The 26285-nt window shown below is 38.0% G+C and carries 23 protein-coding genes; 10 read left to right on the forward strand and 13 right to left on the reverse strand.

The genetic code is table 11. The features are described 5' to 3' along the window. Positions 1 to 23: 23 nt before the first annotated feature. The 7 genes from atpA to FFJ24_RS18580 form a co-directional block, all read right to left on the reverse strand. On the reverse strand, positions 24 to 1598 hold the full coding sequence (gene atpA / locus FFJ24_RS18550) for a F0F1 ATP synthase subunit alpha (protein WP_138818677.1): 1575 nt from the start codon (positions 1596 to 1598) through the stop codon (positions 24 to 26). A 121-nt stretch (positions 1599 to 1719) separates the two neighbouring features. Next, entirely contained in the window at positions 1720 to 2259 is a 540-nt protein-coding gene (gene atpH, locus FFJ24_RS18555) for an ATP synthase F1 subunit delta (RefSeq protein WP_138818679.1), read from the reverse strand. Positions 2260 to 2320: 61 nt separating this feature from the next. Beyond that, positions 2321 to 2815, reverse strand: a complete 495-nt coding sequence (locus FFJ24_RS18560) for a F0F1 ATP synthase subunit B (RefSeq protein WP_025144012.1) — start codon at positions 2813 to 2815, stop codon at positions 2321 to 2323. Positions 2816 to 2903: 88 nt separating this feature from the next. Beyond that, positions 2904 to 3116 (reverse strand): ATP synthase F0 subunit C, encoded by a 213-nt coding sequence (gene atpE, locus FFJ24_RS18565; RefSeq protein ID WP_025144011.1) that lies wholly within the window; start codon positions 3114 to 3116, stop codon positions 2904 to 2906. A 42-nt stretch (positions 3117 to 3158) separates the two neighbouring features. Next, complete coding sequence (gene atpB / locus FFJ24_RS18570) at positions 3159 to 4292, reverse strand: F0F1 ATP synthase subunit A (protein WP_138818681.1); 1134 nt, start codon at positions 4290 to 4292, stop codon at positions 3159 to 3161. Between the two features lie 14 nt (positions 4293 to 4306). After that, entirely contained in the window at positions 4307 to 4696 is a 390-nt protein-coding gene (locus tag FFJ24_RS18575) for a hypothetical protein (protein WP_246862654.1), read from the reverse strand. A 187-nt stretch (positions 4697 to 4883) separates the two neighbouring features. Next, entirely contained in the window at positions 4884 to 5108 is a 225-nt protein-coding gene (locus FFJ24_RS18580; protein WP_138818682.1) for an AtpZ/AtpI family protein, read from the reverse strand. Positions 5109 to 5219: 111 nt separating this feature from the next. Here FFJ24_RS18580 and FFJ24_RS18585 point away from each other — a divergent pair, with 111 nt between their 5' ends. From FFJ24_RS18585 to uvrC, 3 genes are all read left to right on the forward strand, one after another. Next, the gene (locus FFJ24_RS18585; RefSeq protein ID WP_138818683.1) at positions 5220 to 7982 is read left to right on the forward strand and encodes a tol-pal system YbgF family protein; all 2763 of its coding nucleotides are present in this window, start codon (positions 5220 to 5222) and stop codon (positions 7980 to 7982) included. 192 nt (positions 7983 to 8174) lie between these two features. Next, on the forward strand, positions 8175 to 10394 hold the full coding sequence (locus tag FFJ24_RS18590; protein WP_138818684.1) for a transglycosylase domain-containing protein: 2220 nt from the start codon (positions 8175 to 8177) through the stop codon (positions 10392 to 10394). A 193-nt stretch (positions 10395 to 10587) separates the two neighbouring features. Further along, entirely contained in the window at positions 10588 to 12390 is a 1803-nt protein-coding gene (gene uvrC, locus FFJ24_RS18595; protein ID WP_138818685.1) for an excinuclease ABC subunit UvrC, read from the forward strand. Between the two features lie 244 nt (positions 12391 to 12634). Here the strand turns inward: uvrC and gldN are convergent, their stop codons facing one another. The 6 genes from gldN to FFJ24_RS18625 form a co-directional block, all read right to left on the reverse strand. Continuing rightward, positions 12635 to 13546: a gliding motility protein GldN gene (gene gldN, locus FFJ24_RS18600; protein WP_138818686.1), complete on the reverse strand. Its 912-nt coding sequence runs from the start codon at positions 13544 to 13546 to the stop codon at positions 12635 to 12637. Positions 13547 to 13553: 7 nt separating this feature from the next. After that, positions 13554 to 15086 (reverse strand): gliding motility protein GldM, encoded by a 1533-nt coding sequence (gldM, locus tag FFJ24_RS18605; protein ID WP_138818687.1) that lies wholly within the window; start codon positions 15084 to 15086, stop codon positions 13554 to 13556. Between the two features lie 41 nt (positions 15087 to 15127). Continuing rightward, positions 15128 to 15934 carry a gliding motility protein GldL gene (gldL, locus tag FFJ24_RS18610; RefSeq protein WP_138818688.1) on the reverse strand — a complete coding sequence of 269 codons (807 nt, stop codon included), beginning with the start codon at positions 15932 to 15934 and terminating at the stop codon, positions 15128 to 15130. Between the two features lie 38 nt (positions 15935 to 15972). Next, positions 15973 to 17298, reverse strand: coding sequence for an SUMF1/EgtB/PvdO family nonheme iron enzyme (locus FFJ24_RS18615; RefSeq protein WP_138818689.1), 1326 nt, complete (start codon positions 17296 to 17298; stop codon positions 15973 to 15975). 223 nt (positions 17299 to 17521) lie between these two features. Then, positions 17522 to 18292: a uroporphyrinogen-III synthase gene (locus tag FFJ24_RS18620; protein WP_029274186.1), complete on the reverse strand. Its 771-nt coding sequence runs from the start codon at positions 18290 to 18292 to the stop codon at positions 17522 to 17524. A 13-nt stretch (positions 18293 to 18305) separates the two neighbouring features. Beyond that, on the reverse strand, positions 18306 to 19283 hold the full coding sequence (locus tag FFJ24_RS18625; RefSeq protein ID WP_138818690.1) for a DUF4271 domain-containing protein: 978 nt from the start codon (positions 19281 to 19283) through the stop codon (positions 18306 to 18308). 260 nt (positions 19284 to 19543) lie between these two features. Here FFJ24_RS18625 and hemW point away from each other — a divergent pair, with 260 nt between their 5' ends. The 7 genes from hemW (at position 19544) to FFJ24_RS18660 (ending at position 26152) form a co-directional block, all read left to right on the forward strand. After that, positions 19544 to 20677: a radical SAM family heme chaperone HemW gene (gene hemW, locus FFJ24_RS18630; RefSeq protein WP_138818691.1), complete on the forward strand. Its 1134-nt coding sequence runs from the start codon at positions 19544 to 19546 to the stop codon at positions 20675 to 20677. Positions 20678 to 20777: 100 nt separating this feature from the next. Then, on the forward strand, positions 20778 to 21560 hold the full coding sequence (locus FFJ24_RS18635) for an SDR family oxidoreductase (RefSeq protein ID WP_138818692.1): 783 nt from the start codon (positions 20778 to 20780) through the stop codon (positions 21558 to 21560). A 320-nt stretch (positions 21561 to 21880) separates the two neighbouring features. After that, a complete protein-coding gene (locus FFJ24_RS18640; protein WP_138818693.1) occupies positions 21881 to 22432 on the forward strand; it encodes a fasciclin domain-containing protein in 552 nt (183 codons plus the stop codon). Between the two features lie 200 nt (positions 22433 to 22632). Continuing rightward, positions 22633 to 23514 (forward strand): cupin-like domain-containing protein, encoded by an 882-nt coding sequence (locus FFJ24_RS18645; RefSeq protein WP_138818694.1) that lies wholly within the window; start codon positions 22633 to 22635, stop codon positions 23512 to 23514. A 129-nt stretch (positions 23515 to 23643) separates the two neighbouring features. Then, on the forward strand, positions 23644 to 24444 hold the full coding sequence (locus FFJ24_RS18650) for a DUF3050 domain-containing protein (RefSeq protein WP_138818695.1): 801 nt from the start codon (positions 23644 to 23646) through the stop codon (positions 24442 to 24444). Positions 24445 to 24555: 111 nt separating this feature from the next. Then, positions 24556 to 25434: a cupin-like domain-containing protein gene (locus FFJ24_RS18655; protein WP_113947658.1), complete on the forward strand. Its 879-nt coding sequence runs from the start codon at positions 24556 to 24558 to the stop codon at positions 25432 to 25434. A gap of 103 nt (positions 25435 to 25537) precedes the next feature. Next, a complete protein-coding gene (locus tag FFJ24_RS18660; protein WP_138818696.1) occupies positions 25538 to 26152 on the forward strand; it encodes a sugar O-acetyltransferase in 615 nt (204 codons plus the stop codon). Positions 26153 to 26285 lie beyond the last annotated feature (133 nt).

Consider the following 26285-nt stretch of genomic DNA (forward strand, 5'->3'; position numbering starts at 1 on the left):
ACTTGATACTCCAATACTTCTATCTAGTATTTACTTGAAATCTCTTTTGCTACGGTATCTAAAACACCAGTGATAGTATCATCAAATTTACCAGCTTTTAATGCCGCTAAAGTTTCTGGATGACGTAATTCCAATTGAGTTAAGAATTCAGTTTCAAATTCTTTTACTTTATTAACCGGAACGCTACGCATTAAGTTTTTAGTACCAGCGTAAACAATTGCAACTTGTTTCTCAACAGTAAATGGAGAGAACTGTGCTTGTTTCAACATTTCTACGTTACGTGCACCTTTATCCAATACCGATTTAGTTGCAGCATCTAAATCAGAACCGAATTTAGAGAAAGCCTCTAACTCGCGGTATTGAGCCTGGTCTAACTTTAAAGTACCTGCTACTTTTTTCATTGATTTGATCTGCGCATTACCACCAACACGTGATACCGAGATACCTACGTTAATTGCCGGACGGATACCTGAGTTGAACAAGTTCGACTCTAAGAAGATCTGACCATCGGTAATTGAAATTACGTTGGTTGGGATATATGCAGAAACGTCACCCGCTTGTGTTTCGATAATTGGTAAAGCGGTTAATGAACCACCACCTTTAACGATGTGTTTAATCGACTCAGGTAAATCGTTCATTGCTTTAGCGATATCATCGTTAGCATTGATTTTCGCAGCTCTTTCTAACAAACGACTATGTAAGTAGAAAACGTCACCTGGATAAGCTTCACGGCCCGGTGGACGACGAAGTAATAAAGATACCTCACGGTAAGCTACAGCTTGTTTAGATAAATCATCATAAACAATTAAAGCTGGTTTACCTGTATCGCGAAAAAACTCACCAATTGCAGCACCAGCAAACGGAGCATAGAACTGCATTGGAGCAGGATCTGCGGCCGAAGCAGCAACAACAACTGTATATGGTAAAGCGCCGTTTTCCTCAAGTGTACGTACAATGTTAGCAACGGTAGAGTTTTTCTGACCGATAGCTACATAAATACAGAACACAGGCTGGCCTGCTTCATAAAATTCTTTTTGATTGATAATGGTATCGATACAAACGGCAGTTTTACCAATCTGACGATCGCCAATAACCAACTCACGCTGACCACGACCGATTGGAATCATCGCATCGATTGCTTTTATACCTGTTTGTAAAGGCTCATTTACCGGCTGACGGTAAATTACACCTGGTGCTTTACGCTCTAAAGGCATTTCGTAAGTTTCACCCAAGATCGGACCTTTACCATCTAAAGGCTCGCCTAAAGTGTTTACTACGCGGCCAAGCATACCTTCACCAACTTTAATAGAGGCAATTTTTTTGGTACGTTTAATCGTATCGCCTTCTTTGATCTCGTCTGAAGCACCTAAAAGTACCACACCAACGTTATCTTCTTCAAGGTTTAATACGATACCTTGCAGGCCGTTTGCAAATTCAACTAACTCTCCCGATTGAACTTTAGTTAAACCGTAAACACGGGCAATACCGTCGCCCACTTGCAACACGGTACCAACTTCTTCCAGTTCGGTTTCTGATTTGAAGCCCGCCAATTGCTGTCTGATAATTGCCGATACTTCGTCTGGTCTTACCTCTACCATAATTTTACTTTATATCTTTTTATAAATGTTTAGTGCTTAGCGCATGGCGTTTTCCGTGCCATACGCTTATCGCAATATTTTTTTGTTTGGCGTTTTACGCTATACGCTTATCGCCTCGCGCTTACTGCGCAAATTCTTTTTTAAGTTTACTTAAACCGCTGGCGATACTGGCATCAAATTGCTTATCGCCAACTTTTAATATAAAACCACCAATTAGCTTCTCGTTAATTTTTTCGTTAACAATAACCTGGTTGGCGCCTAATTCTTTTTTTACAATCGCTATAATCTGCTCTTTAGCCTCAGGGCTTAAAGTAGCTGCAGTAGTTACATCAGCAGTAACAATCCCCTTAATTAAATTATATTGTTGTATAAACTGTTTTGCTGTTGCAAATAAAATCGCAGAGCGACCTTTGCTTACCACAATCTTGAAAAACGAGATGGTTAATTTGCTTACCTTATCTGCAAAAATTCCGTTTAAAATACCAGTTTTCTTATCTAAAGGTACAATCGGGTTTTTTAATATTGCTTCTAGTTCAGGAGTTTCATCAACCACTTTTTCAAACAAAACCATATCACTATAAGCTGATTCTAACGCATTGTTTTCAACGGCTAGGTCTATTAATGATTTGGCATATCTGCCTGCAACTTTAATTTCTGACATATCTTTTGGGTTGGCGTTTAGCGTTTGGCGTTTGGCACGCTTACAGCTTTACGCAATACGCTTAGTTTAATTCAACGTCTTTTAACAAGTTAGCTACTAAAGCTTCCTGTTTGGTTTTATCATCTAACTGAGTACGCAATACACGTTCAGCAATTTCTAATGATAAAGAAGAAACCTGATCTTTAACTTCAGCTAAAGCTGCTTTCTTTTGGTTTTCGATCTCGATTTTAGCTTTCTCAATCAATTTAGCACCTTCAACCTGAGCTTGTTTTTTAGCTTCGTTCAGGATACCATCTTTCAAGGTTTTAGCTTCCTTTAAAATCTCATCACGTTCAGCACGCGCCTGCTGCATCAAATCCTGATTCTGGCTGGTTAAACGTGCCATTTCCTGCTTAGCTAATTCCGCTTTGTTAAGGGCCTCATCAATACTTTGCTCACGTTCGTGAATTGCACCTAAAATAGGTTTCCATGCAAATTTTCTAAGTAAGATCAATAAGCAGATGAATGCTAACGATGTCCAAAAAACCAATCCTATGCTTGGGGTTACTAATTCCATTTTTATCTAATTTTTAAAAACAATCTTTTTAATAGGGCCGGGTAAATAACCAATCGTTAAATACCCAGCCTAATTTCTTCAGTGATTATTAACCGTTTAAGCCTAATAATGCAACTACCACACCGAATAAAGCAGCACCCTCAATAAGGGCAGCAGCGATAATCATTGCAGTCTGAATTTTTGATGCAGCTTCTGGTTGACGAGCAATACCTTCCATTGCTTTACCACCTACTTGACCGATACCGATACCTGCACCGATTACTGCTAAACCGGCACCAATTGCCGCGATTGAACCTACCATAACTAATTTAATTTATATTAATTTGTAAAAAATAGTTTTCTATTAATGATGTTCTTCTACTGCCATACCAATAAACAAGGCAGTTAATAGTGTAAAAATAAAGGCCTGTAAAAATGCTACCAATAATTCTAACACATCCATAAACAATACAAATGCAACTGAAACCGGAGCAATAGCCAATGTTTCGAAAATAAAGATTAAGGAAATTAAACTTAATACGATAATGTGACCTGCTGTAATGTTTGCAAACAAACGCACCATTAAAGCGAACGGTTTTGATATGATACCGATTAATTCCACAGGAATCATAATCGGATATAACCAAAAAGGAACATCTGGTCTAAAAATGTGTTTCCAATAGTATTTGTTACCATTAATGTTAACAATAATCAAAGTACCTAAAGCCATTACAAAAGTTAAGGCAATATTACCGGTAACGTTAGCACCACCTGGAAAAATTGGAATTAAACCAAATAAGTTATTAAATAAGATAAAGAAAAACGTAGTCAACAAATAAGGCATAAATTTAGCATACTTATGCCCGATATTTGGTTTAGCAATATCATCTCTCACAAAAACGATAACAGGTTCGATAAAAGATTGCAAACCTTTTGGTGCTTTACCAACGCGTTTTTTATAAGCCCCGGCTACCGAAATGAATACGATTAAGATTACCAAAATCGCTACGAACATCGCAGCAACGTTTTTAGTGATCGAGAAATCTAAAATTGACTTACTTGCTTCTTCATCGATTTTTCCATCAGCACCAACCACTTTAACATGATCTTCTTCTAAACGGTAGTTGTTGTATTTACCATTATAATCATGCTCTCCATGATGAAAGTTACCAGAAGAAAAAACTTCCAAACCATTAGCCGTATATAAAATTACAGGAAGAGGCAATGAAGTATGACCCCAAAGATGCCACATGTGCGAATCAGCAATGTGTTCCATAATTACTTTGGTTGGCTCGAATTTTTCTTTGCCATGCTCGGCCGCTTCTCCTTGTTCTCCGGAAGCTGCGTGAGCAGATTCGGCAACAACACTATCAACAGGTACAACAGCGCTATCAACTTGAGCGAAAGTATCAATTTTGACAGATAAAAACGCGATTAAAAGCGTAAAAACAATAGTTAGCCTTTTAACTTTAGACACAAAAACTCGGTTACAATCCATTTATTGGCAGTTTTTTACTTTAAATTTTGGTGGCGCAAGTTACGTAACAAACAGTAAATTTCAAAGGCCGTAAACAATAAATATAAAGAAAAAAAATTAAGCAGAAATACAAGCCCGATTCCCTTTGCTTTTATACTGTAAATCAGCACAAAAGCCATACAAAAAATCATCTTCACCGCGATTGATCCCATAATAGCCATAATACCCACTTCAGGATCGCGTTTTACACCAATATCAACAAGCATGTAAGCGATGTAAGTGATACCGGCCAAAAAGCCAAACATCACCCAAAAGTTGTTTACAAAAAGTGGTGCATCGGGAAATAATAAAGGTAAAACAGCAACAACGCCTATTAATAAGCCTACGAAGATGAAATAGATACTGGTAAATTTGGCTAGAGTCAATGTATAATTTCTTAGCAGATAAAAACTTTTGCAAAGATAAGGTTTTTAGTATCAAGTAAGTATAAGCAAGAAAAATATTGTGAAGATGGTTAACCTGTTAACTTTAAAAGATTGTTTGATTGCTGGATTGTTAAATTGCCTGGTTGATTAACCAGAAACTGATAATTGAAAACTGCCCCCCCGAAAACTAATTTCTCGTAACCTGCCTGATAGCCTGATATAATGCAATCCCCACCCCTGCCAAAGCAAAAGCCGCTGTAATGAGATTGGTTTTGCTGTTTCTGTGTTCATCAATTTTATAACCAATAAAAGTAAGCAGGCCTATGGTGGCGATCATCTGGAAGCCGATAGCAGAATATTTAGCAGCTACGTTTACCTTTTTCTTTGTATTTTCTTCTTTCGGATTTTCCATTTTTTAATGCAATAATTAAATTAACTTTGAATAATTAAACATTTGTTGCCAAATAAAATATTTTTCTACATATATTGTTTATTGTATATCCACCTAAGAGATTTATCATACTTGAAAAATTACGCTAACAAAAACTTAAATCCTTTTTTCATCCTCATCAGTGTCTTTATTTATGGCTGTGTCGCAAATAAAGATACAGCGGTAGATCGTAGGTTTCAGAACTTAACAGCAAAATACAACTATATCTATAACTCCAATGTTTTACTAAGCGAGTACAATGAGAGTCTGTTACAAAGTTATGCAGATAATTACGAAAAAATCCTTCCTGTTTACCTCGATCCTGAGCCACAAATAAATCTGGTTTTAACGCCTGGTGTTGCCAATAAACAATTGGACGATGTGATCGCAAAAGGACAAACCATTATCAATGATAAAAGTTTTAGCAACTATATTGATGATGCCTATATGCTTTTGGGTAAGGCAAATTACCTGAAAGGCAATTATTTTATCGCTTCTGAATACTTCGATTATACGGCCAAAACCTATAACAGCGATTTAAAAACATTCATTATGGCAATGAACTGGAAAGCGCGTAGCCAAATGCAATTGAACAATATGGTGCTCGCCGATAAAATTATCGATACCATGTTGCGTGCTTCTGATGAATTAAAAAAGGACCTGGCAGAACCTTTGGCTACTGCCGCGCAGATGCGCATTTATCAGAAACGCAATAAAGAAGCCATCTTATTTTTAGAATCCGCCATTGCACTTCCGGCCGAAAAACAGCTTCGTATCCGTTGGCGTTTTATATTGGCGCAATTGCAGGAAAAAGAGAAAAACATCCAGGATGCCTATGCTAATTTCACTAAAGTTGAAAAAAGCAATGCACCCTTCGAGATGTATTTTCATGCAAATTTAAACCGCATTAAACTACGTGCCCTGTTAAGCGGCGTAAAATTGAACAAGGAAGAGCAGCTGCTGGCTTTGTTAAAAGATGATAAGAATTTTGATTATACCGATCAGATTTATTATCAGGTTGGAGAGCTTTTCTCTGCTGAAGGAAACTTTGTTAAGGCTGAAGAGAATTACCATAAGTCAGTTTTAAAAAGCACAAGAAACCAGACTCAAAAGGCGTTGTCTTACTTAAGAATTGCCGACTTAAACTTTAAAGAATTTAACAACTATATTAAAGCAAAACTGTACTACGATAGTACCGTGATGACTTTACCTAAAAACTTCCCTGATTATGACAACATTGTTAAAAAGGCAGATAACCTGCAATATCTAACCGACAGGTACACCATTATTGCAAAAGAAGATACTGCCCAGGCCATTGCCAAACTTCCGGCTGCTGAACGTGAGGCTAAAGTTAAAGCATATTTAACGCCAAAGGTCGTAGTAAGCAGTACAGGAGGCGTAATCAACAATCAATTTTTAAATGATCCGGATTTTCCGAACATCAGTTTAAATACACCCAACAATAATGCAGGAAACACCTTTTATTTTAATAATAATGCAGCGATAAGCAATGGCTTTGGTGACTTTAAAAAACGCTGGGGCACCAGACCGCTGGAAGATAACTGGCGCCAGAGTGTACGCTCATCCGCACAGGAAACCAACCAGGTTTTAGCCGGAGGAAAAGTAGCTACAGAAATTATACCTGCAAACGGGCAAACCAATGCGGCTGCCTCCGACCAAACTTCATTAGAAAAGCAGTTTTTGGATGCTTTACCTACTACACAGCCGCTATTGGCAATATCCGACCAAAAAATTATTGATGCTTATTTTGAAATCGCCAGTTTTTACCAACAAGAACTGAATGATAAGCCGGAAGCAAATAAAATATATCTTGAACTGATTAAAAGATATCCAGATAACAACCATCTGGTTGCTATTTATTACAGTTTATACCTGAATTATAAAGGTGTTGATGAAGTAAAATCTGATCAGTATAAACAATTGGTGCTCACCAAATTCCCCGAATCTAATTTTGCGAAGAATATTTTAGATCCATCGTACTCGGCCAAACAAACACAGATGGAAAACATTGCCATCAACAATTACAATGCAGCTTTTGATGCTTATGCAAGAAAAGATTATGCCAATGTAGTAAAGCAGGCTGATGATAATATTTCAGCTTTCCCAAATAACGATCTGGCACCGCAGTATGCTTATTTAAAGGCAATAGCAGTTGGCCGTACAGCAAAGGTTGATCCGCTGCTTAGCGAATTTAACCTGATTACCAATCGCTATCCTAATGATAAAATTATTACACCTTTGGTACGCAATCATTTAAGATATATTGAGGCCAACCTTGATGAATTTAAACAACGACCAGTTGCGCTGATTGATTTTGATGCAAGTGAACCTCGTTTTGTGGCCCAGGCTACTCCGGCTACCGTTGCGACAAAACCGCTGGTGGTTGAAAATCCTGTAGTAAAGACTGCAGAACCTAACCCAATAGCTAAACCTGCTGAGGTTAAACCGACAGATCCAAGCAAACCTACCAGTATTTTCAGTGCTGCAAAATCAGAAGAATATTATTATGTAATCGACGTGGCCGACGCCACTTTAACCTTAAGTTCATCTCGTTTCGGAATCGGTCAGTTTAACCGCGGAAATTATCCTGACAACGATTTGGAACATAAATTGGTAGAACTGGATAACGATCAGTTGATTTACATCACGAGTTTTATCGACCTTGAAGATGCCAAACTTTACGAATCGAGCATTACAGGACAGTTAAAGAACATTATGAAAGTTCCGGCTAACCTGTATAAAGGCTTTATCATCAGTAAAGAAAACTTTGGAAAACTGACAGACAGGACACGGATCAACGAATATCTGGAGTTTTTAAAAGACAATTATAAATAGTAGAGCAAAGCGGAAAGACTAAAAGGCTAAAAACCGAAGCAGAAAGACTGAAGTTAAAAGCTTTGATACCCTTATATATCTTAAATGGTAGAATGGCCAAAGTTCAAAGCTTAAAAGTTGATTCTATAAAAAATTAATAAATTTGCATCCGAAATCACCTATCCCGGTGTTTTTGGAAAATAACAACACAAAATGAACAAATCCCTTTCTGCACAAGAAACAAAAAGATACAGTTTAATCATCTGGAAAATACTGATTGGGGGAATTGCCCTATTCGCCATTTTCATTTCAATGATCGGATTAGGTCTGTTTGGTGCCTTGCCCTCTTTTAGAGACATAGAACACCCAAAAAGTAACCAGGCATCCGAAATTATTGCCGAAGATGGCCGTCCACTAGGTACTTATTTTGTTCAAAACAGATCGAATGTTACTTATAAAGATATTTCCGAAAATGTAATCAACGGATTAATTGCGACAGAAGATACCCGTTTTAAAGAACACTCCGGCATCGATTTTAAACGCACCTTCTCTATTATCGGTTATAATTTAATTGGCAAAAAGCAGGGCGCCAGTACCATTACACAGCAATTGGCTAAAAATCTTTTTCCACGCGAATCGAACCTTAATTTTTTCTCGCTGGTACTAACAAAATTTAAAGAGTGGATTGTTGCCGTTAAATTAGAACGCAACTATACCAAGGAAGAAATTATTACCATGTACTTAAATACGGTCGATTTTGGTAATCAGGCTTATGGTATTAAATCGGCAGCCAGGGTTTATTTCAATACCACTCCCGATAAGTTAACTTTAACACAGGCGGCAACCTTAGTGGGCATGCAAAAAGGGATTACCATGTATTCGCCAACCCGCCATCCTGAGCGTTCCAGAGACCGTAGAAATACCGTAATGGCTTTGATGGTTAAAGCTGAGCTCTTAACCCAGGCGGAATTTGATGAACAAAAAGAAAAACCGTTAAACCTGCATTTCAATGCCGCAACCGTTAATGATGGTATTGCGCCATATTTTCGTTCGGTATTGAAAAACGATATCAGAACCATTTTCCAGGAACAATCGATTACCAAGCCCGATGGAACGCCTTACGACTTAGACCGTGATGGATTGAAGATATATACCACATTAAATTATGATATGCAGGTATACGCCGAGGAAGCACAAAAGGAATACATGAAAGTGCTGCAGGCACAATTTATTGCCAGTTGGAAAGGCAGAAACCCTTTTAAAGATAAAACTTTACAGATTGAACAGGGAATTAAGCGATCTGACCGTTATAAATCGTTAAAACTGGAAGGTAAATCGGATGATGAAATTAAAGATGATTTCAATACCAAAACTGAAATGACCATTTTCACCTGGAAAGGTAATATTGATACCGTAATGAAACCGATCGATTCGGTACGTTATTACAAAATGCTTTTGCGGAATGCCATGATGACGATGGACCCTACCAATGGACACGTTAAAGCATGGGTTGGCGGAATCAATTACGAACATTTTAAATACGATCAGGTTAAAATGGGAACCCGTCAGGTAGGCTCAACAGCAAAACCATTTACCTATGCCGTAGCCATTGAAAATGGTTATTCTCCTTGTTATACCGTACCTAATGTTCCGGTAACGATTGATGGTTATGGAGAGCCATGGACACCAAGAAACTCAGGCAAACCATTACCAGGAAGTATTACTTTACAAAAAGCACTGGCCTACTCGCAGAACTTTGTTACGGCTTATTTAATGAAACAGGTTGGTCCTGTTGCCGTATCTACATTGGCCACAAAAATGGGTATTCCTAATGTTCCGGCATTCCCATCTATTTGTTTAGGTACTTTCGATTCTTCTGTTTATAATATGGTGGGTGCTTACGGAGCTTTTGCCAACAAAGGAACTTACACCAAGCCGATTTATTTATTGAGAATTGAAGATAAAAACGGGGTGGTACTATTTTCTCAAAAGGAAATACCAAAACCTGTAATGAGTGAAGAAGTTGCTTATGTAATGACCAGGATGTTGAAAGGTGTGGTTACCAACGGAACAGGATCGAGATTGAATTATAAATACAAAGTAAATGCACCGATCGGAGCAAAAACAGGTACTACCCAAAATAACTCCGATGGCTGGTTTATGGCAATTACTCCACAATTGGTAACCGGTATCTGGACAGGTTGCGAGGACAGGGCTTTCCACTTCATCAGCACCAGCCAGGGTGAGGGTGCCAATACGGCTTTACCAATTTTTGCAGGATTTATCAAAAGAGTTTACGCTAATCCAGCATTGAAGATCAGTCATGCTGATTTTGAAGCGCCAAAATCGGGTGTTTCGATTACTTTTGATTGCAATCAGTACCAGCAACAGGAAGAAGGCGCAACAGAATTGGATGAGAAGTTAGGTTTTTAATGTGTTGGCGGTTGCGTGAAGGATAGCAGTGGAAATCCTTTTGTTGTCGCCTTGAGCGCAGCCAAAAGGCAACAAAAGATTGTAACGGATAGCCTGACCCTTTGCGCAGCTTAGGGGCACGCCCAAATTATAAATATAGCAATCAGTTCATTTTAATCAAAACTATTACTCCCGAATCCTATTTTTGTAAATAATGAGCAGTTTCGACCATAAAACAGCATTAACCGCAATTCCGCATAAACCTGGTGTTTACCAATATTGGGATGCTGATGGAAAGCTTATGTATATTGGAAAGGCGAAAGACCTGCGTAACCGTGTGGGTTCTTATTTTAATAGCGATAAAAGCCAGTTTAATGGCAAAACAAGGGTACTGGTATCTAAGATCCGTAAAATCACCTTTACCATTGTAGATACGGAAATTGATGCCTGGCTATTGGAAAACAGCCTGATTAAAAAACACCAGCCGAAATTTAACATCAATTTAAAGGACGATAAAACTTATCCATGGATTATCGTTAAAAATGAGAATTTCCCCCGCATTTACTGGACAAGGAAAGTGATTAAAGATGGCTCTACCTATTTCGGCCCTTATGGCTCGATAGGCATGATGCATACCATTTTGGATCTGATTAAAGAAACCTATCCGTTACGTACCTGCAGCCTGCCCCTAACGGAGAAAAATATAGACGAAGGCAAATTTAAAGTATGCCTCGAATACCAGATCGGTAACTGTAAAGGGCCTTGCCAAAATTATCAGACCGAGGCCGATTATGATAAAAATATTGGCGAAATCAAAGAAATCCTGAACGGTAAAATCGGAAATGTTATCCGTGATGTCAAAGGGATCATTAAATCAGCATCAGAAAACCTCAATTTCGAACTTGCGCATCAATATGCAAGGAGATTAGAAGTACTGGAAAAATATCAGAGCAAATCTACCGTGGTAAACAGTGCCATTACGAATGTGGATGTGGTGAGTATTGCTTCAGATGAACGTTATGCCTTTGTGAACTACCTAAAGGTGATGAACGGAACCATTATCCAGACACAGACCATTGAGGTTAAGAAGCAACTAGATGAGAGTGATGATGAGATTTTAACTTTAGCCATGCTGGAGTTCAGAACAAAATTCAACAGTACCTCAAAAGAAATCATCGTCCCTTTTGAACCTTCATTGGAAGATGAAAGTTTAAAATTCACCGTTCCAAAACTGGGCGAAAAGAAAAAACTTTTAGAGCTTTCACAAAAGAATGTACTGTTCTTTAAAAAAGAAAAGCTTAACCAATACGAAAAGTTAAATCCAGATTTACGTACCGACCGGATTTTAACTACCATGCAAAAAGACCTGCGTTTAACGCAGCTTCCAAAACATATTGAATGTTTTGATAACTCCAACTTTCAGGGGAAGTATCCGGTTTCGGCAATTGTAGTATTTAAGGATGCCAAACCATCTAAAAAAGACTATCGCCATTTTAATGTGAAAACGGTTGAAGGTCCAAACGATTTTGCGACCATGGAAGAGGCTGTTTTCCGTCGTTACAGGCGAATGTTGGATGAAAACCAGACTTTGCCACAGCTCATCATTATTGATGGCGGTAAAGGCCAGCTTTCATCTGCTATGAAGAGTTTAAAATTACTGGGTATAGAAAACAGGGTAACTGTGATCGGTATTGCCAAACGTTTGGAAGAACTGTTCTATCCAGGTGATTCTTATCCTTTGTATTTAGATAAAAAATCGGAAACCTTAAAAGTGATCCAGCAGCTGCGTGATGAAGCCCACCGCTTCGGAATTACCTTTCACCGCAAGAAACGCGATCAGGGTACACTTAAAACCGAACTCGAACAAATTGAAGGTATTGGTAAAACAACAGCTGATAAACTGTTAACACATTTTAAATCGGTTAAAAAGATTAAAGAAGCTACAGAAAAAGAGCTGGCAGAGGTACTGAATAAAAAGCAGATGGTTACGCTGCAAGCATATTTTAATCAGGAATAACACTTTTAATTCTGATTCTCTTTTAAGAGGAATTAAGATTTTTCCAGCTAAGGTCGAAATAACGATTTATATCTGCAATTCTATGATCGATTTCCACCACACAAATCCGTCATCTCAACTAAAGCGCAGCGAAACGGAGAGATCTGTATGAGTAGGTTTTCTTAAAATTTAAAATCCTCCACTATATCGAAACCATTATAAAACAAAAAGGCTCCGATTTTCATCGAAGCCTTTTCTTATAAGATTAATATTCCCAAAGTCCTTGTTCGTAATCCAGAACAGATTTTTTAATCCTTTCTGATTCGTACAATCTTTCTCTAGGATTGGCAATAATATCTCTGATCTTGTTATCACCAGGATTTGATTCTTTAACAATATAACTGCTGAATAAGCGGCGAATAAAGAAATCATCGAAACTAAGTGACGATGCGTCGTTATTGGTATTAATCAAACGTTTCTTGGTTAAAATCTCTCTTGCCTCCGGATAGTACACCCAAAATACAGGCTGCCATTGTTTGGAAACTTCATTGTATTTTAATGGCGCAATACCTACAATACGCGGTTCAAAAATAGAACGTTTAGTATCAAAAATCCAATCTTCTTTAATTCTGAATTTTAAGAATAACTCCGGGTTAAAATCATTCACCACTGTGGTAACTGTTCCGGTTTTATTGTTCGAAACCTCTGCTGTTCCTAAAGCTGACTTGGCAGCAGAATCTGCAGACATTGGATTAAGGAATGCATCATCTTCGTTTAGGGCGCTATCAATTGGCGAGTATGCTGTTAGTTCATCTTTTTTAATTGACGCAATCAAAACATCAATTAATCTTGATTTAGGCGATTTTAAGACAGAGTTAACCGTATCACGTAAATCAATTTCTCTCCATATCCGTTTTGCATAAAAAACATCTTCCTCTCTCACATCAGCCAAAGGAACCATTTCAGTACTATCAATGTCCTTACGGGCATAGAAACCATCTTTAGGTGGTACCTTTAGTTTCTTTTTAGCTGTTTTAACAGGAGCTTTCACCGTATCTACTGCAGGAGCAGTAACTACCGGAGCAGCTTTCTTTGGTGCTAACTTGGTTGGCTTTTTTTGTGCAAAAGCAAACGCAGTTAGCAAAACCAGAATAGCAATACTTAAAATCCTTTTCATCTTCTTTTTATTTTACACTAAACGCTAATGAAGGTAAAATTCTTTGACGCCCATCTGGTCCTACAGAAACAATATCTTCAAAAAACACCCTTGTTCCAGGTGTAATTGAGTTCATGGCACCTTTAACCGCACCGGCGAAATTTCCACCACTACCAGCAATGGTAACGGCATCAGAACGTGGTTTAATAATCGTCAGTTTATAACGTTGTATTTTAAACTTAACATCGAAAGGAAAATCATCCAGATCTGCTTCAATCTCGGTTTCGCTTTTTAACTGTACAGAAGCGATATCGCCACCTGCGCGTCCACCAACTTTGGCAACCGGTGCCGGAATAGCTTTAACCCTGAATTTTTGTGAGCCTAAACTAACGGTTTTACCAGCGTTAGTTGCCGATACATTAATGGATACTTCCTGACCAACCATGCTTCCCGGAACATTAACATTGTAGTTTCCGTTACCGCCAGACATTGAACCTCCTGAAATGGAAGCACGGACACTTTCTAGTGGGAAACCTGCCGCCGATACTGTAAATGGATTGGCAATACCTGCATAAATTACATTTAGTTTTGTTGAAGAAACAGATGCAGATGGTTTCGCTACCTGATAAGTTTGTGGTTGGGTTTTATATTCCTTTACCTGACCATCGGTTTGGCGAACACGTATAGTACCAACCCAGGTAAACTGTCCAACGCTACCGGTACCACCGCTGTAAGTTCCTTTACCATCTTTAACGGATAATTTACTTCCGTTAACGGTAATATCAGGTGTTGATCTTGAATCGCTAGCGGTTAGAAATACTTCAGCGGTATATGGTTGTCCCTGGATTACGTAAGAAGTAGGTGCTACTGCGACTGCAGCAAACTGATCCAAATTAACCTGCGCTTTATCCATATTTCCAAACAATTTTTTCACAACTTCTGCTTCAGCATTTTTAGTGTCTGTTTGCAGTTTGGTTAAAATAGTCATCGCAGCGGTTAACGGGGTTCCCTCACCAAAATAAGTTTCCTGCCAATTGCCCTTTCTTTTTCTTACCGGATCTTTAGCTTCAAGAGAGAAAGAAACATTTGCTCTATCTGCAGGATCTAATAAAGAGATTAATTTCTCTCTAGTCGCATTAATTCTTTTCTTTAGTTCATCAGCTTTCTTTTGGTTAATCATGATATTCTGAGCAATATCCTGATTAGATCTATTTACCAGATCTTCAGTTTCAGGATCGATCCCGTCACCAGCCTGAGTAAATTCTTTCTTAATACTTTCAATATAATTATTTAGTTCATCAGCTGCTTTCTGAGCTTGTTTAGCCTTGTCATAAATAGGCTGAGCACGTGCTGGCTCTTCTTTCAACTTCGAATTTTCGAAGGCAGAAAACAACTGATTAATACTTGTATTTACATTGTTTTTAGAAGTATCCAAACTATCGTTGATATTTTTGAATGCATCTAAAATGGTATCTGATACGTTTAAGGCGAGCATAGCCAACAATACCAAATACATGATATTGATCATCCGCTGCCTTGTTGTTTCTTTTCCGCCTGCCATATTTGATGTAGCTTTTCTTTAAAAATTAAAAACTAAACAAATTATATACGTGGGCCGTTCATAGCCGATAACATATTGCCATAAATTGCATTAAGCGATGATAGGTTTTTAGCCAGCTTATTCACCTCTTCTTTAAACTGTTTCGAATCTTCCATCGATTCGTTAAAGTTCTGCATGGTTAATGATAAGTTTGAATAGAATTTATTCATCGATTTTAGATGTGCGCTTGAATCTTGCAATTCCAGTTCATAAACAGCATTTAAAGCAGATAAGTTCTTAGCCAAATTGTTAACCTGCTCGTGGTATGCCTGAGAATCTACATTGCTTTCGCCCATTGCTTTTAAATTAGCCGTAGCTTTCTCAAAAGATGCGCTCAAATTATCAAAACCAGCTGATGCCGTTTTAATCTTACCTGTAAATTCATTTGTTGCAGTAGATGCATCTGCAACATTAGAAATTGTTGCTACCTTATCACCAAACGTACGCAAACCAGCACCCAGGCTCTCAATTAATTCCGGGCCAATTTTAGCATCAGATAACATTTTATCTAAAGCTACTGTATTGGACGAGGCAACTGCTGCAACAGGCCTGGATGAAGCTGTTGGTAATTCGCCTTTAAAATCTGCTTTTAGTTCAGGATAAACTCTTTCCCATGCTGGTTCTGGTTCTGGTGGGAAAAATCCGGTTAAGAAGAATAGAAATGCTTCCACTCCTAGACCAAGCCCAATCATGTAGTTACCCATAATTCCACCAATATGTAGAATTTTAAATAACGCTCCGATAATTACAATACTTGCTCCCCATGAAATCGCTACGTGTAACCAGCCTGGTTGTTTCTTTGCTGCCATAAATTTTGATGTTTTTCTTAGTTTTTAGTTTGTTCGGTTTAACGTCTTAAATCGGTGCCAGGATAAGATGAAACGCATCTGAAACCAATATATGACCTTTGTGTATCCTGATATTCGTATGTCGCTACAGCATTTTGAAGAAAATAACCTGTATCTTTCCAAGAACCGCCTTTTACCACTTTACGTTTTTTGTATTTACTATCGTTTGCACCAGCATCATAAGTAAAGTTAGGGTTTAAGTCATGCAATAACGGGCTAGCGCCTTTATTATATGCTGTTAAAGTCCATTCTGAAACATTACCTGCCATGTTGTACAAGCCATAATCGTTAGGAAAATATGATCTGACACCTACTGTATAAATACCACCATCGCTCGAATAATCACCACGGCCTGGTTTAAAGTTAGCCTGTAAACATCCTTTTGTATTTCTAATGTAAGGACCTCCCCAAGGATATTTAGTCTTGGTATTACCGCCTCTTGCAGCATATTCAAATTCTGTTTCAGCCGGCAACCTATAATCCGATCTTGACCCTGCAGGAAGTTTCCTTGCCGTTGCAACACCATCGTATAATTTGGTTCTCCAGTGAGAGAAAGCTTTTGCCTGCTCCCAGCTTACGCCAACTACAGGATAATCATCATAGGAAGGGTGGTTGTAATAACCGCGCACCATTGGATCATTTTGTGAGTAAGAATAATCTGTTTTCCAAACCATTGTATCAGGATATATAGCAACCGTATAGCGATCGATATAATCCTGACGTTTGCTGTTTGGATCTTTATGCCCGATAGCAGCTTTCTCCATATTCAACTCTGCATAAGAATATTCGAATTTACGAACATCTAATTCTTTCTTGCCTGGAAGAGCATCCAAACCTGAGTAATACATGCCATCTAGCTGACTCACTTGGGCTGCTGCTGCACCCCTACCTCTATTACGCCAAATGTTGGCACCATTTGGACCAACTTTTTTCCAGTCAATATATTTCTCTCCGCCAAGAGCAGCTGCGGCATTTCCTCTTGGAGTAACCATAAATTGTTGTGGGTTGCCCATCATTACAATCGCAATAGAATCTCGTACCCAGTTGGTAAACTGGCGATATTCCGCATTGGAAATTTCGGTCTGATCCATGAAGAATGCGCTAATGGTAACCATTTTACTTGGCCCATTCTGAGAGAAAGTGATATCTTCATCCGAACCTCCCAGTGGGGTATGCCCTGGTGGTACATAAACCATTCCTAGTGGGATTCTATCGTTTTTAAATTTTCGGTTATAAGCGCCAACCAGCTCGCCTTGGCCGCCATGACCACAGCTTGCCAGCATTACAGTTACACCTACAATAGCTAGAAGGTAGATTTTCTTCATATTTTATATTGTGCACAGCACGATTAGGAGCAATTTTATCAAAAATCACTGAAATTATCTATAAAAGCAAATATTTTATATTAAATCATTACCCAAAGGCAATTAAAGTTAGATTAATAATTATCCAACAACTTTGTGTATCGTTCAACAATATGCGTAACTCTCTTATTAACAGTAAAGTTACGCATTTATTGTATCGACTGATAATAAATTATTTATCGTATTATTTATTAGATATTTTAATGTAATTTTCAATGGCCATCGTCATTGATGGAACGCCTGGGGTTGGCGCAGCAATATCCACTATCAAATCCATATCAGTACAAGCTTTACTGGTATTGGTTCCAAAAGCAGCAATCCGGGTGTTATTCTGTTTAAAATCGGGGAAATTTTTAAACAAAGACTGAATACTTGATGGGCTAAAAAACGCGATAACATCGTAGAATACTTCAGCTAAATCAGATAGATCACTTACTACGGTCCTAAATAAAACCGCAGGTGTAAAATTATACCCGCTTTTTTCCAAAAACTTCATTGTGTCTTCGGTAGCCATATCAGAGCAAGGGTATAAAAACTTTTCGTTTGCATGTTTCTTTAACACCTCTGCTAAGTCAGCTGCAGTTTGTTTACCGAAAAAGATCTTACGCTTTCTGTATTGGATATACTTCTGCAAATACAATGCAATGGTTTCAGAAAGACAGAAATATTTTAATTCTGCTGGCACCTCATAACGCATTTCTTCACAGATTCTAAAAAAATGATCTGCGGCATTACGGCTGGTAAAAATTACTGCCGTAAAATCGGCAAGGTTAATCTTATCCTTTCTAAAGTCTCTTGCGGGTACACCCTCAACATGAATAAAAGACCTGAAATCAACTTTTAAGTTGTGTTTTTTGGCCAAATCGTAGTAAGGAGATTTTTCTGTTTCAGGTTTTGGTAAAGTAACCAAAATACTTTTTACTTTGCGGATTCTAGAGTCGTTCTTTTCTTGCATTTTCCTTTTCCTGCTACAGTCCTATCGTTTTAATTAGTATTACGACGGGACATATTTCGAGGGCGCAAAAGTACAAAAATAAATGCATTTTAGAAAACTTATTATTAGAAAGTATCGTTATGCCTGCCCGCAAAAGCTGAAAAGTAAAAATGACACCTAACAACAAGAATGCCAACACGATATAAACTTCGCCATATTTAAGTGGTGATAGCGCAAAAGCAACCACTAAAGGAATAAATAGTAATGATGCATTGAAGTAGCTGAGGTATAAAATTGAGATGTATTCGCCCACCGGTTTCTGCACATTGAAGAGGTAGCCCAAAAAGCGTAAAAGAACCAGTTTTAACGCATAAAAAACAATTATAGTAATTGATATACTAAAGAAAAATTTAAACCCATCTTTCGCCTGATACATATCATTCCATTGGGCCACCAGAAAAAAGAACATCCCAAAAACAAAACCGAACTGCACAAAAAGTAACAAAAATGGCCATGAGCTAAAGAGGTTATCTTCTTTGTTAATATTATTCAAAATCCTGTTACTGAAAAATGATTGCACGATTGCAGATAGTTGTTTCGAAAAAGCATTTTTTAGAATCGCAAAAATGATAAGCATACCAAAAATAAATCCTAGCAAGCCTACGTTTCCCTTAGGGATTTTTGTACCCAACTGGTATGGATTAGCTTTTTTCTTTAAATGCTGGTATTTCTTGTGCCATGCCCATAAATCCAGCTTTGCAGAAAGATATTCCTTTTCAATAGTATCTAAAAGTGCACTTTTATTAATTAAACTATCAGGAAGTACCCAGGTATGGTGAATTAAAGAATCGGTATAAAATTTCTGCCTGGCCAACGTTGCCGAATCGGGGCGGTATCTTCGGTACCGGTATTGATTTACCACCGCGCTATCTGCCTGAAAGGGCAATTGATTTGCTGCCACAAAATCTGCAGACCATAAAAAGGCAAACAAAAAGAAAATAAATTTCGGCATGCTGTAAATCAAAACTTAAGGATGCAAAAGTAGTCGAATAATCATGGTTTACCTAAAGAAAATAAATGGATTGATGAAGAACTTATTTAGGAACAATGACTACACACCTAATAAGCATCTAAAAAGTAAAGCTATTACTTTACAAAAACAACAATAAAGTAAAGCTATTACTTTACTAAGAATTATTAATTTCATAGCTCCAATCGCCAACCATATATTTATGACAATAAAGAAAATTTAACTTCACTATCTTTGCATCAATGTCCGGTATCTATATCCATATTCCTTTCTGTAAAAAGGCTTGTCACTATTGCGATTTCCATTTCAGCACCTCATTAAAATATGCAGAAGAAATGGTGGAGGCCATCTGCAAGGAAATCAAAATAAAAAAAGACCGGATTAGCGGACAAGTCGGAAGTATTTATCTGGGTGGCGGCACCCCCTCTATTTTATCTCAGGCAGCTTTGCAAAAGATTTTCGATACCATTAACCATACTTTTTCGGTTGATGCAGATGCCGAAATCACCATTGAAACCAATCCCGATGATTTAACCGCGCAGAAGTTAAAAGAACTGAAACAATTGCCTGTTAACCGCTTTAGCGTGGGTATACAATCTTTTTATGATGAAGACCTGATCTGGATGAACAGGGCACACCAGGCCAGAGAAGCTGAAGATTGCATCAGGAGAAGTCAGGATGCCGGTTTTGAAAACTTAACACTTGATCTGATTTACGGATATCCTTTATTAACGGATCAAAAATGGCTGAACAATATCCAAAAGGCAATTGAGCTTGAGGTTCCTCATATTTCGGCTTACGCACTCACGGTAGAACCTCGGACAGCTTTAGCTCATGCCATAAAAAGCAAAAAACAAACACCCGTAAACGATAACCAAAGTGCTGCCCAATTTCTCATTTTAATGGAGCAACTGGTTGATGCCGGATTTGAACACTATGAAATTTCAAATTTTGCTAAACCAGGCCATTATGCCGTGCACAATACCAATTATTGGAAGGGTATAGATTACATTGGCATCGGTCCGTCGGCACATGGTTTTAATGGCCAAAACAGGTTCATGAACCCAGCGAATAATGCCTTGTACATGGAAACTTTAGGGCATAATAAGCTCCCGGAAATGGTTGAAGAACTGAGTTTGAACGATAGATTTAACGAATATGTAATGACCTCGTTAAGAACGATGTGGGGAACTGATTTACAGAAAATAAATACTGATTTTGGGAAAGATTTTTTAGAGGAAACAAAATACAACCTTAAAAATTTTGAGGATAAAGATTGGCTGATCATTGATGGCGACAAACTCAGGTTAAGCCAGAATGGAAAATTATTTGCCGATCATATTGCTTCGGAATTATTCATTGTAGGGAATGAATGAGTGAATTGAGAAGGATTGAATTAGAGAATGACGGATTTAGCGATCAAAACAACATTCACTCATTCAAAACTCAATCATTCAATAATTAATTAAAATATATATGTCAAAAATTGTATGGATTACAGGCGCATCGTCAGGTATTGGCGAGGCCCTGGTATATGAATATTTTAAAGGAGGTGAAAAGCTGATTATTTCGGGGAGAAACCGCGATGAATTGTTCCGCGTTAAAGGGAACTGCCAAAATTCTTTTAATGTGCATGTTTTACCATTCGATTTAAGCGAAACCGAAACACTGGAAAATAAAGCCGCTGATGCCATACGTATTTTTGGAAAAATAGACTTACTGATCAATAGTGGAGGTGTGAGCCAGCGGAGTTTAGCCTTAGAAACCAATCTGCAAACGGAACAACAGATTATGGACACCAATTTTTGGGGAACAGTGGTGTTGAGTAAAGCAGTTTTACCCTTGATGATCTCCAATGGTGGTGGGCAAATTGCCCTAATCAGCAGTTTGGTTGGAAAATTCGGCACGAAGTTCCGTTCTACTTATGCCGCTTCTAAACATGCACTACATGGTTATTTCGACTCCCTCCGATCAGAAGTTTATGACAAAAACATCGATATTACCATTATCTGTCCTGGATTCATTAAAACCAATGTAACTTATAATGCACTCACTGCAGACGGAAAGCCATTAAATATCATGGGCGAAGCACATGAAAATGCGATGACACCTGCCGATTGCGCCAAACAGATTGTACAAGCCATCCGTAATAAAAAAGAAGAAGTTTATATTGGTGGAAAGGAAACAAAAGCAGTACTATTGAAGCGTTTTTTCCCCAAGATTTTTTCTAAAAAGGTGAGGACAGCGAAGGTGAATTAGACTGTCGTTTTGCGGTTGGCGTTAAGCGTGACCAGCGATTTCACAGTGGCTTGTGGATCTGTCAAATCGTGAGTCCTGGCAAGAGCAGCCCCCTGTTAAACAAACCCGGATTGAAGCGGTTTCGATTCTTCATCGAAAGTAGTAAAAAGCGGGACTGTAATTTCCGAAGAACCACTACAGTACCTTTTCAAAATCAAAAAAAACAAAAATTAATCAACTAATAATCAATTCATTAAATAATAAATTTTATTTCTAAAAACCAAGTATCTGTAGGCCGTCGTAAATGGAATCAAATAACAGAAACTTAATAATTAGAAATAATGAAAAATTTAATCTTATCAGTATTTGCCGTAATTACAATGGCATTCACAACTCAAGTTTATGCTCAAAAAAACCCAATGGTTGGTGGGGCAGCAATGTATGCAACTAAAGATATTGTAGACAATGCAGTAAATTCAAAAGACCACACCACCTTGGTGGCAGCAGTTAAAGCAGCAGGTTTGGTAGAAACTTTAAAAGGCGCCGGACCTTTCACCGTTTTCGCTCCAACCAATGCAGCTTTTGACAAACTTCCTGCCGGAACTGTAGATAATTTGGTTAAACCAGAAAACAAAGCAACCCTTACCAAAATTTTAACTTACCATGTTGTTGCCGGTAAAATGGATAGCAAGGCAATCGCAAAAGCAATTAAAGCTGGTGGTGGCAAAGCAGAATTAACTACAGTAGAGGGTGGTAAACTTTGGGCCTGGATGGAAGGTAAAAAATTGGTTTTAAAAGATGAAAAAGGCGGAATGAGCACTGTAACTATAGCAGATGTTAATCAAAAAAATGGTGTAATCCATGTGGTTGATACCGTTTTAATGCCTAAATAAGCTATCATTATCCTTATGTCTAAACTAAACGTTCTGGCTTTTGCCGGAACGTTTTGGTTTTAACTAGTTTTTTTAACACTTCCCTTAATTCATACCATCTGACTTTTTTTGATGAATTGTCAGTTTTTTTTAAAGTTTTTCCATTTCTGATACTTCCTGTTTTTAACTATTTAATTTTGCTGCATTAATAGTTATTTAACATGAAATTCAATTTATCTCCGATAGATGTAGTTGAAAACATATCTAAATCAGATTTCGAGCTAAACTACCTCAAGCCACGCAGACCCTTGGTAATTAAAAATATGGCAAAGAAATGGCCGGCTTACCAAAAGTGGACAATGGATTACATGAAAGATATTGTTGGAGATAAAACTGTTCCTCTTTACGACAGTTCGAAGGCTGATCCTTCTAAACCGATCAATGCATCGGCAGCAGAAATGAAATTTGGTGATTATATTGATCTGATTAAGAAAACACCAACAGACCTGCGCATATTTTTGTTCGACCCGATAAAGTTTGCACCGAAATTACTGGAAGATTATATTGCCCCAAAAGAGTTGATGGGCGGCTTTTTAGATAGTTATCCGAATATGTTTTTTGGTGGAAAGGGCTCTGTTACCTTCTTGCATTACGATATCGACCTGGCACACATTTTCCATACTCACTTTAACGGGAGGAAACATGTCATCCTGTTTGATTATAAATGGAAAGAGCGGTTATACCAGATTCCTTATGCCACTTATGCGCTTGAAGATTATGATGTAGAAAACCCTGATTTCGAAAAATTTCCGGCATTAAAAGGCGTTAAGGGAGTAGAAGCTTTTCTAGAACATGGCGATACCTTATTTATGCCTACCGGTTACTGGCACTGGATGAAATACCTTGATGGCTCCTTCTCCATCAGCCTGAGGGCGTGGGATAAAAGCTGGGCAGTAAAAGCAAAAAGCTTGTATAACTTAACTTTACAGCGTAAATTTGACGACTTTATGAAGGCAAACTACCGTGAAAAATACATGCACTGGAAAGAAGAACTCGCCATTAAAAGGGCAAGTAAAGCGTTGGAAAAAAATTTACCGAGATAACAATGAGAGCATGAATAAGTGATTGAATGATAAAATGAGTAGTGCTAGCCTTATGCCCATTCACTAAATCAAAAGTCACCAATTTACTATTCAATCATTCTCTCATTCAACATTCAATCATTAAAATACATGCATCCTAACATTATAAAAATACAAGAAAGTATTACTTCCCTTAAACAGGAAATTATTAACCACAAGGTTTATTCGGCCATTAGCGAACTGGAAGATCTGCGCGTTTTTATGGAACACCATATTTTCGCGGTTTGGGATTTTATGTCGCTGCTTAAGGCTTTACAGATTAACCTGACTTGCACCAGTTTGCCCTGGTTCCCGGTTGGTGATCCGGTTACCAGGCAGCTGATCAACGAAATTGTTGCCGGAGAAGAATCGGATGTGGATGCTGATGGCGCGATTAAAAGCCATTTCGAACTGTATTTAGACGCGATGGATCAATGCGGAGCAAATACAAAACCCATTAATGATTTTTTAAACGCCTTAAAAAACGGTAAAAGTTTTAATGAAGCATTTGACATGGCAAATGTTCCTGCTGCCGCCAAAGATTTCGTGAATGCAACATTCGAAACCATCAACAGCGGTAAAACACACTTACAGGCAGCCAGTTTTACCTTCGGTCGGGAGGATCTGATCCCGAATATGTTTTACAGCATGGTAAATGATTTGAACAGTACCCAGGCCGATAAAGTATCGGTTTTTAAATATTACCTGGAGCGACACATCGAGGTAGATGGCGATCACCACAGCCATTTGGCACTTTCTATGACGGAAAAACTCTGCGAAAAAGAGGAAGCATTTTGGGCTGAGGCTGAAGAAACTACAAAACAGGCCTTACAAAAAAGGATCGACCTTTGGGATGCCGCTTATGCAGAAATTATTAAAAATAAAGTTGAAGCGCAATTATTAAATTGTTAAGTATTTGCTAATTTAGATTACGTGATTTTAGTCACATTTACCTGTTAACATCAATTTTGTAAAATAAAATTTACACATTTGTTGTTCGGCACAAATAACCGATTTAAGCGCATGAGTTTCATTTTAAAACCTGTTGATATTGTTGAGAATATCACTCCTGAAGATTTTAAGAAAAATTATTTGAAAACTAAACGTCCGTTAGTAATCAGGGGCCTGACCAAAGATTGGCCTGCAAGAGAAAAATGGACCACTGAATATTTAAAAGAAATTGGCGGCGAATTAGAGGTTCCACTTTACGATAACTCGAAAGCTGATCCGTCAAAACCCATCAATGCGGCCACTGCACACATGAAATTTGGCGATTACCTTGACCTGATCAAACGTGAGCCGACTGAATTGAGGATTTTCTTTTTCAACCTGTTTAAAAAAGTGCCTAGTTTAATCAATGATGTAAAAATCCCGAAAGATTTAATGGGCGGTTTTATTGAAAGTATGCCCGCCATGTTTTTTGGTGGTTCTAATTCGGTAACCTTTTTGCACTACGATATCGATTTGCCACACATTTTCCATACCCACTTTGGTGGCAGAAAACACATTGTTTTATTTGATAATAAATGGAAAGATAGATTGTACTGCCTGCCAAATGCAACTTATGCTTTGGAAGATTATGATGTTGCCAACCCTGATTTCGAAAAATTCCCTGCGTTAAACGGTGTTGAGGGTTATGAAGTTTTCTTAGAGCATGGCGATACCCTATTTATGCCTACAGGTATGTGGCACTGGATGAAATACCTGGATGGTTCATTCTCTTTAAGCCTAAGGGCATGGGACCAATCAATTACCCGAAAGGTAGCCAGTGTTTGGAGTTTATTTACCCATGGTGCCATTGATAGTTTGATTAAAATGACTTTCAAAGAAAAATATGCTAACTGGAGAGAGAAAAAAGCAGTAAAAATTGCTGAAAGAGCTTTAGCCAAAGGCAGACCATAAAACTTAAAAAAAATTAAACTACAACGGGGCATCGGTAACGATAGTCCCGTTTTTTGTTATTATTGTGAATACATTTAGTGCAGATTAAAAAATCAGATCATCAATGGATATCAATACTCTTACGGAAAAACAAAAAATGCTTGCTGGCAAAGCTTATCAGGCTGGAGGCGAAGAACTATCAAAGGAAAGATTAAAAGCCCGTGAAATCGTTTATGAGTTTAATAACCTGGCACCCAAATTTATCAAGCAGCGAAAAGAATTACTAAAAAGATTGTTCGGAAAAACAGAAAGAATGTTCTACGTTGAGCCTCCCTTTAGATGTGATTATGGCTATAACATCGAAATTGGAGATAATTTTTATGCGAACTTTAACCTCGTTATTTTAGACTGCGCAAAAGTAAGCATCGGAAATAGTGTTTTTATCGCACCGAATGTAGCCATTTATACTGCCGGACATCCAATGCATGCGCATTTAAGAGATCAGGAATACGAATGGGCGCAGGAAGTGACCATAGGCAATAGTGTATGGATCGGTGGAAATGTAGTGATTAACCCTGGCGTAAAAATCGGATCAAATGTGGTTATCGGATCTGGTAGCGTAGTTACGAGGGATATTCCGGATAACGTTTTTGCTGCAGGAAACCCATGCAGGGTAATCCGTGAGTTAACAGATGCGGATAAGGATTATTATTATAAGGATTTTAAGTTGGGCGAATAAATTCATCATCTCCTAACTTAAGAGACCTTAATAAAAAACGGCGTCATCTCGACTGGAACGCAGTGGAGTGGAGAGATCCATCTAAACAGATTTAGCTTCGCTGAGCCTTCCGGTTCTCGACTTCGTTACCGAT

Source organism: Pedobacter sp. KBS0701 (assembly GCF_005938645.2).
Taxonomy (GTDB): domain Bacteria; phylum Bacteroidota; class Bacteroidia; order Sphingobacteriales; family Sphingobacteriaceae; genus Pedobacter.

What these genes read in the sequence shown, in the direction of transcription:
- atpA (WP_138818677.1), bottom strand. Translation starts at nt 1,598, where the DNA reads ATGGTAGAGGTAAGACCAGACGAAGTATCGGCAATTATCAGACAGCAA.
- atpH (WP_138818679.1), bottom strand. Translation starts at nt 2,259, where the DNA reads ATGTCAGAAATTAAAGTTGCAGGCAGATATGCCAAATCATTAATAGAC.
- FFJ24_RS18560 (WP_025144012.1), bottom strand. Translation starts at nt 2,815, where the DNA reads ATGGAATTAGTAACCCCAAGCATAGGATTGGTTTTTTGGACATCGTTA.
- atpE (WP_025144011.1), bottom strand. Translation starts at nt 3,116, where the DNA reads ATGGTAGGTTCAATCGCGGCAATTGGTGCCGGTTTAGCAGTAATCGGT.
- atpB (WP_138818681.1), bottom strand. Translation starts at nt 4,292, where the DNA reads ATGGATTGTAACCGAGTTTTTGTGTCTAAAGTTAAAAGGCTAACTATT.
- FFJ24_RS18580 (WP_138818682.1), bottom strand. Translation starts at nt 5,108, where the DNA reads ATGGAAAATCCGAAAGAAGAAAATACAAAGAAAAAGGTAAACGTAGCT.
- FFJ24_RS18590 (WP_138818684.1), top strand. Translation starts at nt 8,175, where the DNA reads ATGAACAAATCCCTTTCTGCACAAGAAACAAAAAGATACAGTTTAATC.
- uvrC (WP_138818685.1), top strand. Translation starts at nt 10,588, where the DNA reads ATGAGCAGTTTCGACCATAAAACAGCATTAACCGCAATTCCGCATAAA.
- gldN (WP_138818686.1), bottom strand. Translation starts at nt 13,546, where the DNA reads ATGAAAAGGATTTTAAGTATTGCTATTCTGGTTTTGCTAACTGCGTTT.
- gldM (WP_138818687.1), bottom strand. Translation starts at nt 15,086, where the DNA reads ATGGCAGGCGGAAAAGAAACAACAAGGCAGCGGATGATCAATATCATG.
- gldL (WP_138818688.1), bottom strand. Translation starts at nt 15,934, where the DNA reads ATGGCAGCAAAGAAACAACCAGGCTGGTTACACGTAGCGATTTCATGG.
- FFJ24_RS18615 (WP_138818689.1), bottom strand. Translation starts at nt 17,298, where the DNA reads ATGAAGAAAATCTACCTTCTAGCTATTGTAGGTGTAACTGTAATGCTG.
- FFJ24_RS18620 (WP_029274186.1), bottom strand. Translation starts at nt 18,292, where the DNA reads ATGCAAGAAAAGAACGACTCTAGAATCCGCAAAGTAAAAAGTATTTTG.
- FFJ24_RS18625 (WP_138818690.1), bottom strand. Translation starts at nt 19,283, where the DNA reads ATGCCGAAATTTATTTTCTTTTTGTTTGCCTTTTTATGGTCTGCAGAT.
- hemW (WP_138818691.1), top strand. Translation starts at nt 19,544, where the DNA reads ATGTCCGGTATCTATATCCATATTCCTTTCTGTAAAAAGGCTTGTCAC.
- FFJ24_RS18635 (WP_138818692.1), top strand. Translation starts at nt 20,778, where the DNA reads ATGTCAAAAATTGTATGGATTACAGGCGCATCGTCAGGTATTGGCGAG.
- FFJ24_RS18640 (WP_138818693.1), top strand. Translation starts at nt 21,881, where the DNA reads ATGAAAAATTTAATCTTATCAGTATTTGCCGTAATTACAATGGCATTC.
- FFJ24_RS18645 (WP_138818694.1), top strand. Translation starts at nt 22,633, where the DNA reads ATGAAATTCAATTTATCTCCGATAGATGTAGTTGAAAACATATCTAAA.
- FFJ24_RS18650 (WP_138818695.1), top strand. Translation starts at nt 23,644, where the DNA reads ATGCATCCTAACATTATAAAAATACAAGAAAGTATTACTTCCCTTAAA.
- FFJ24_RS18655 (WP_113947658.1), top strand. Translation starts at nt 24,556, where the DNA reads ATGAGTTTCATTTTAAAACCTGTTGATATTGTTGAGAATATCACTCCT.
- FFJ24_RS18660 (WP_138818696.1), top strand. Translation starts at nt 25,538, where the DNA reads ATGGATATCAATACTCTTACGGAAAAACAAAAAATGCTTGCTGGCAAA.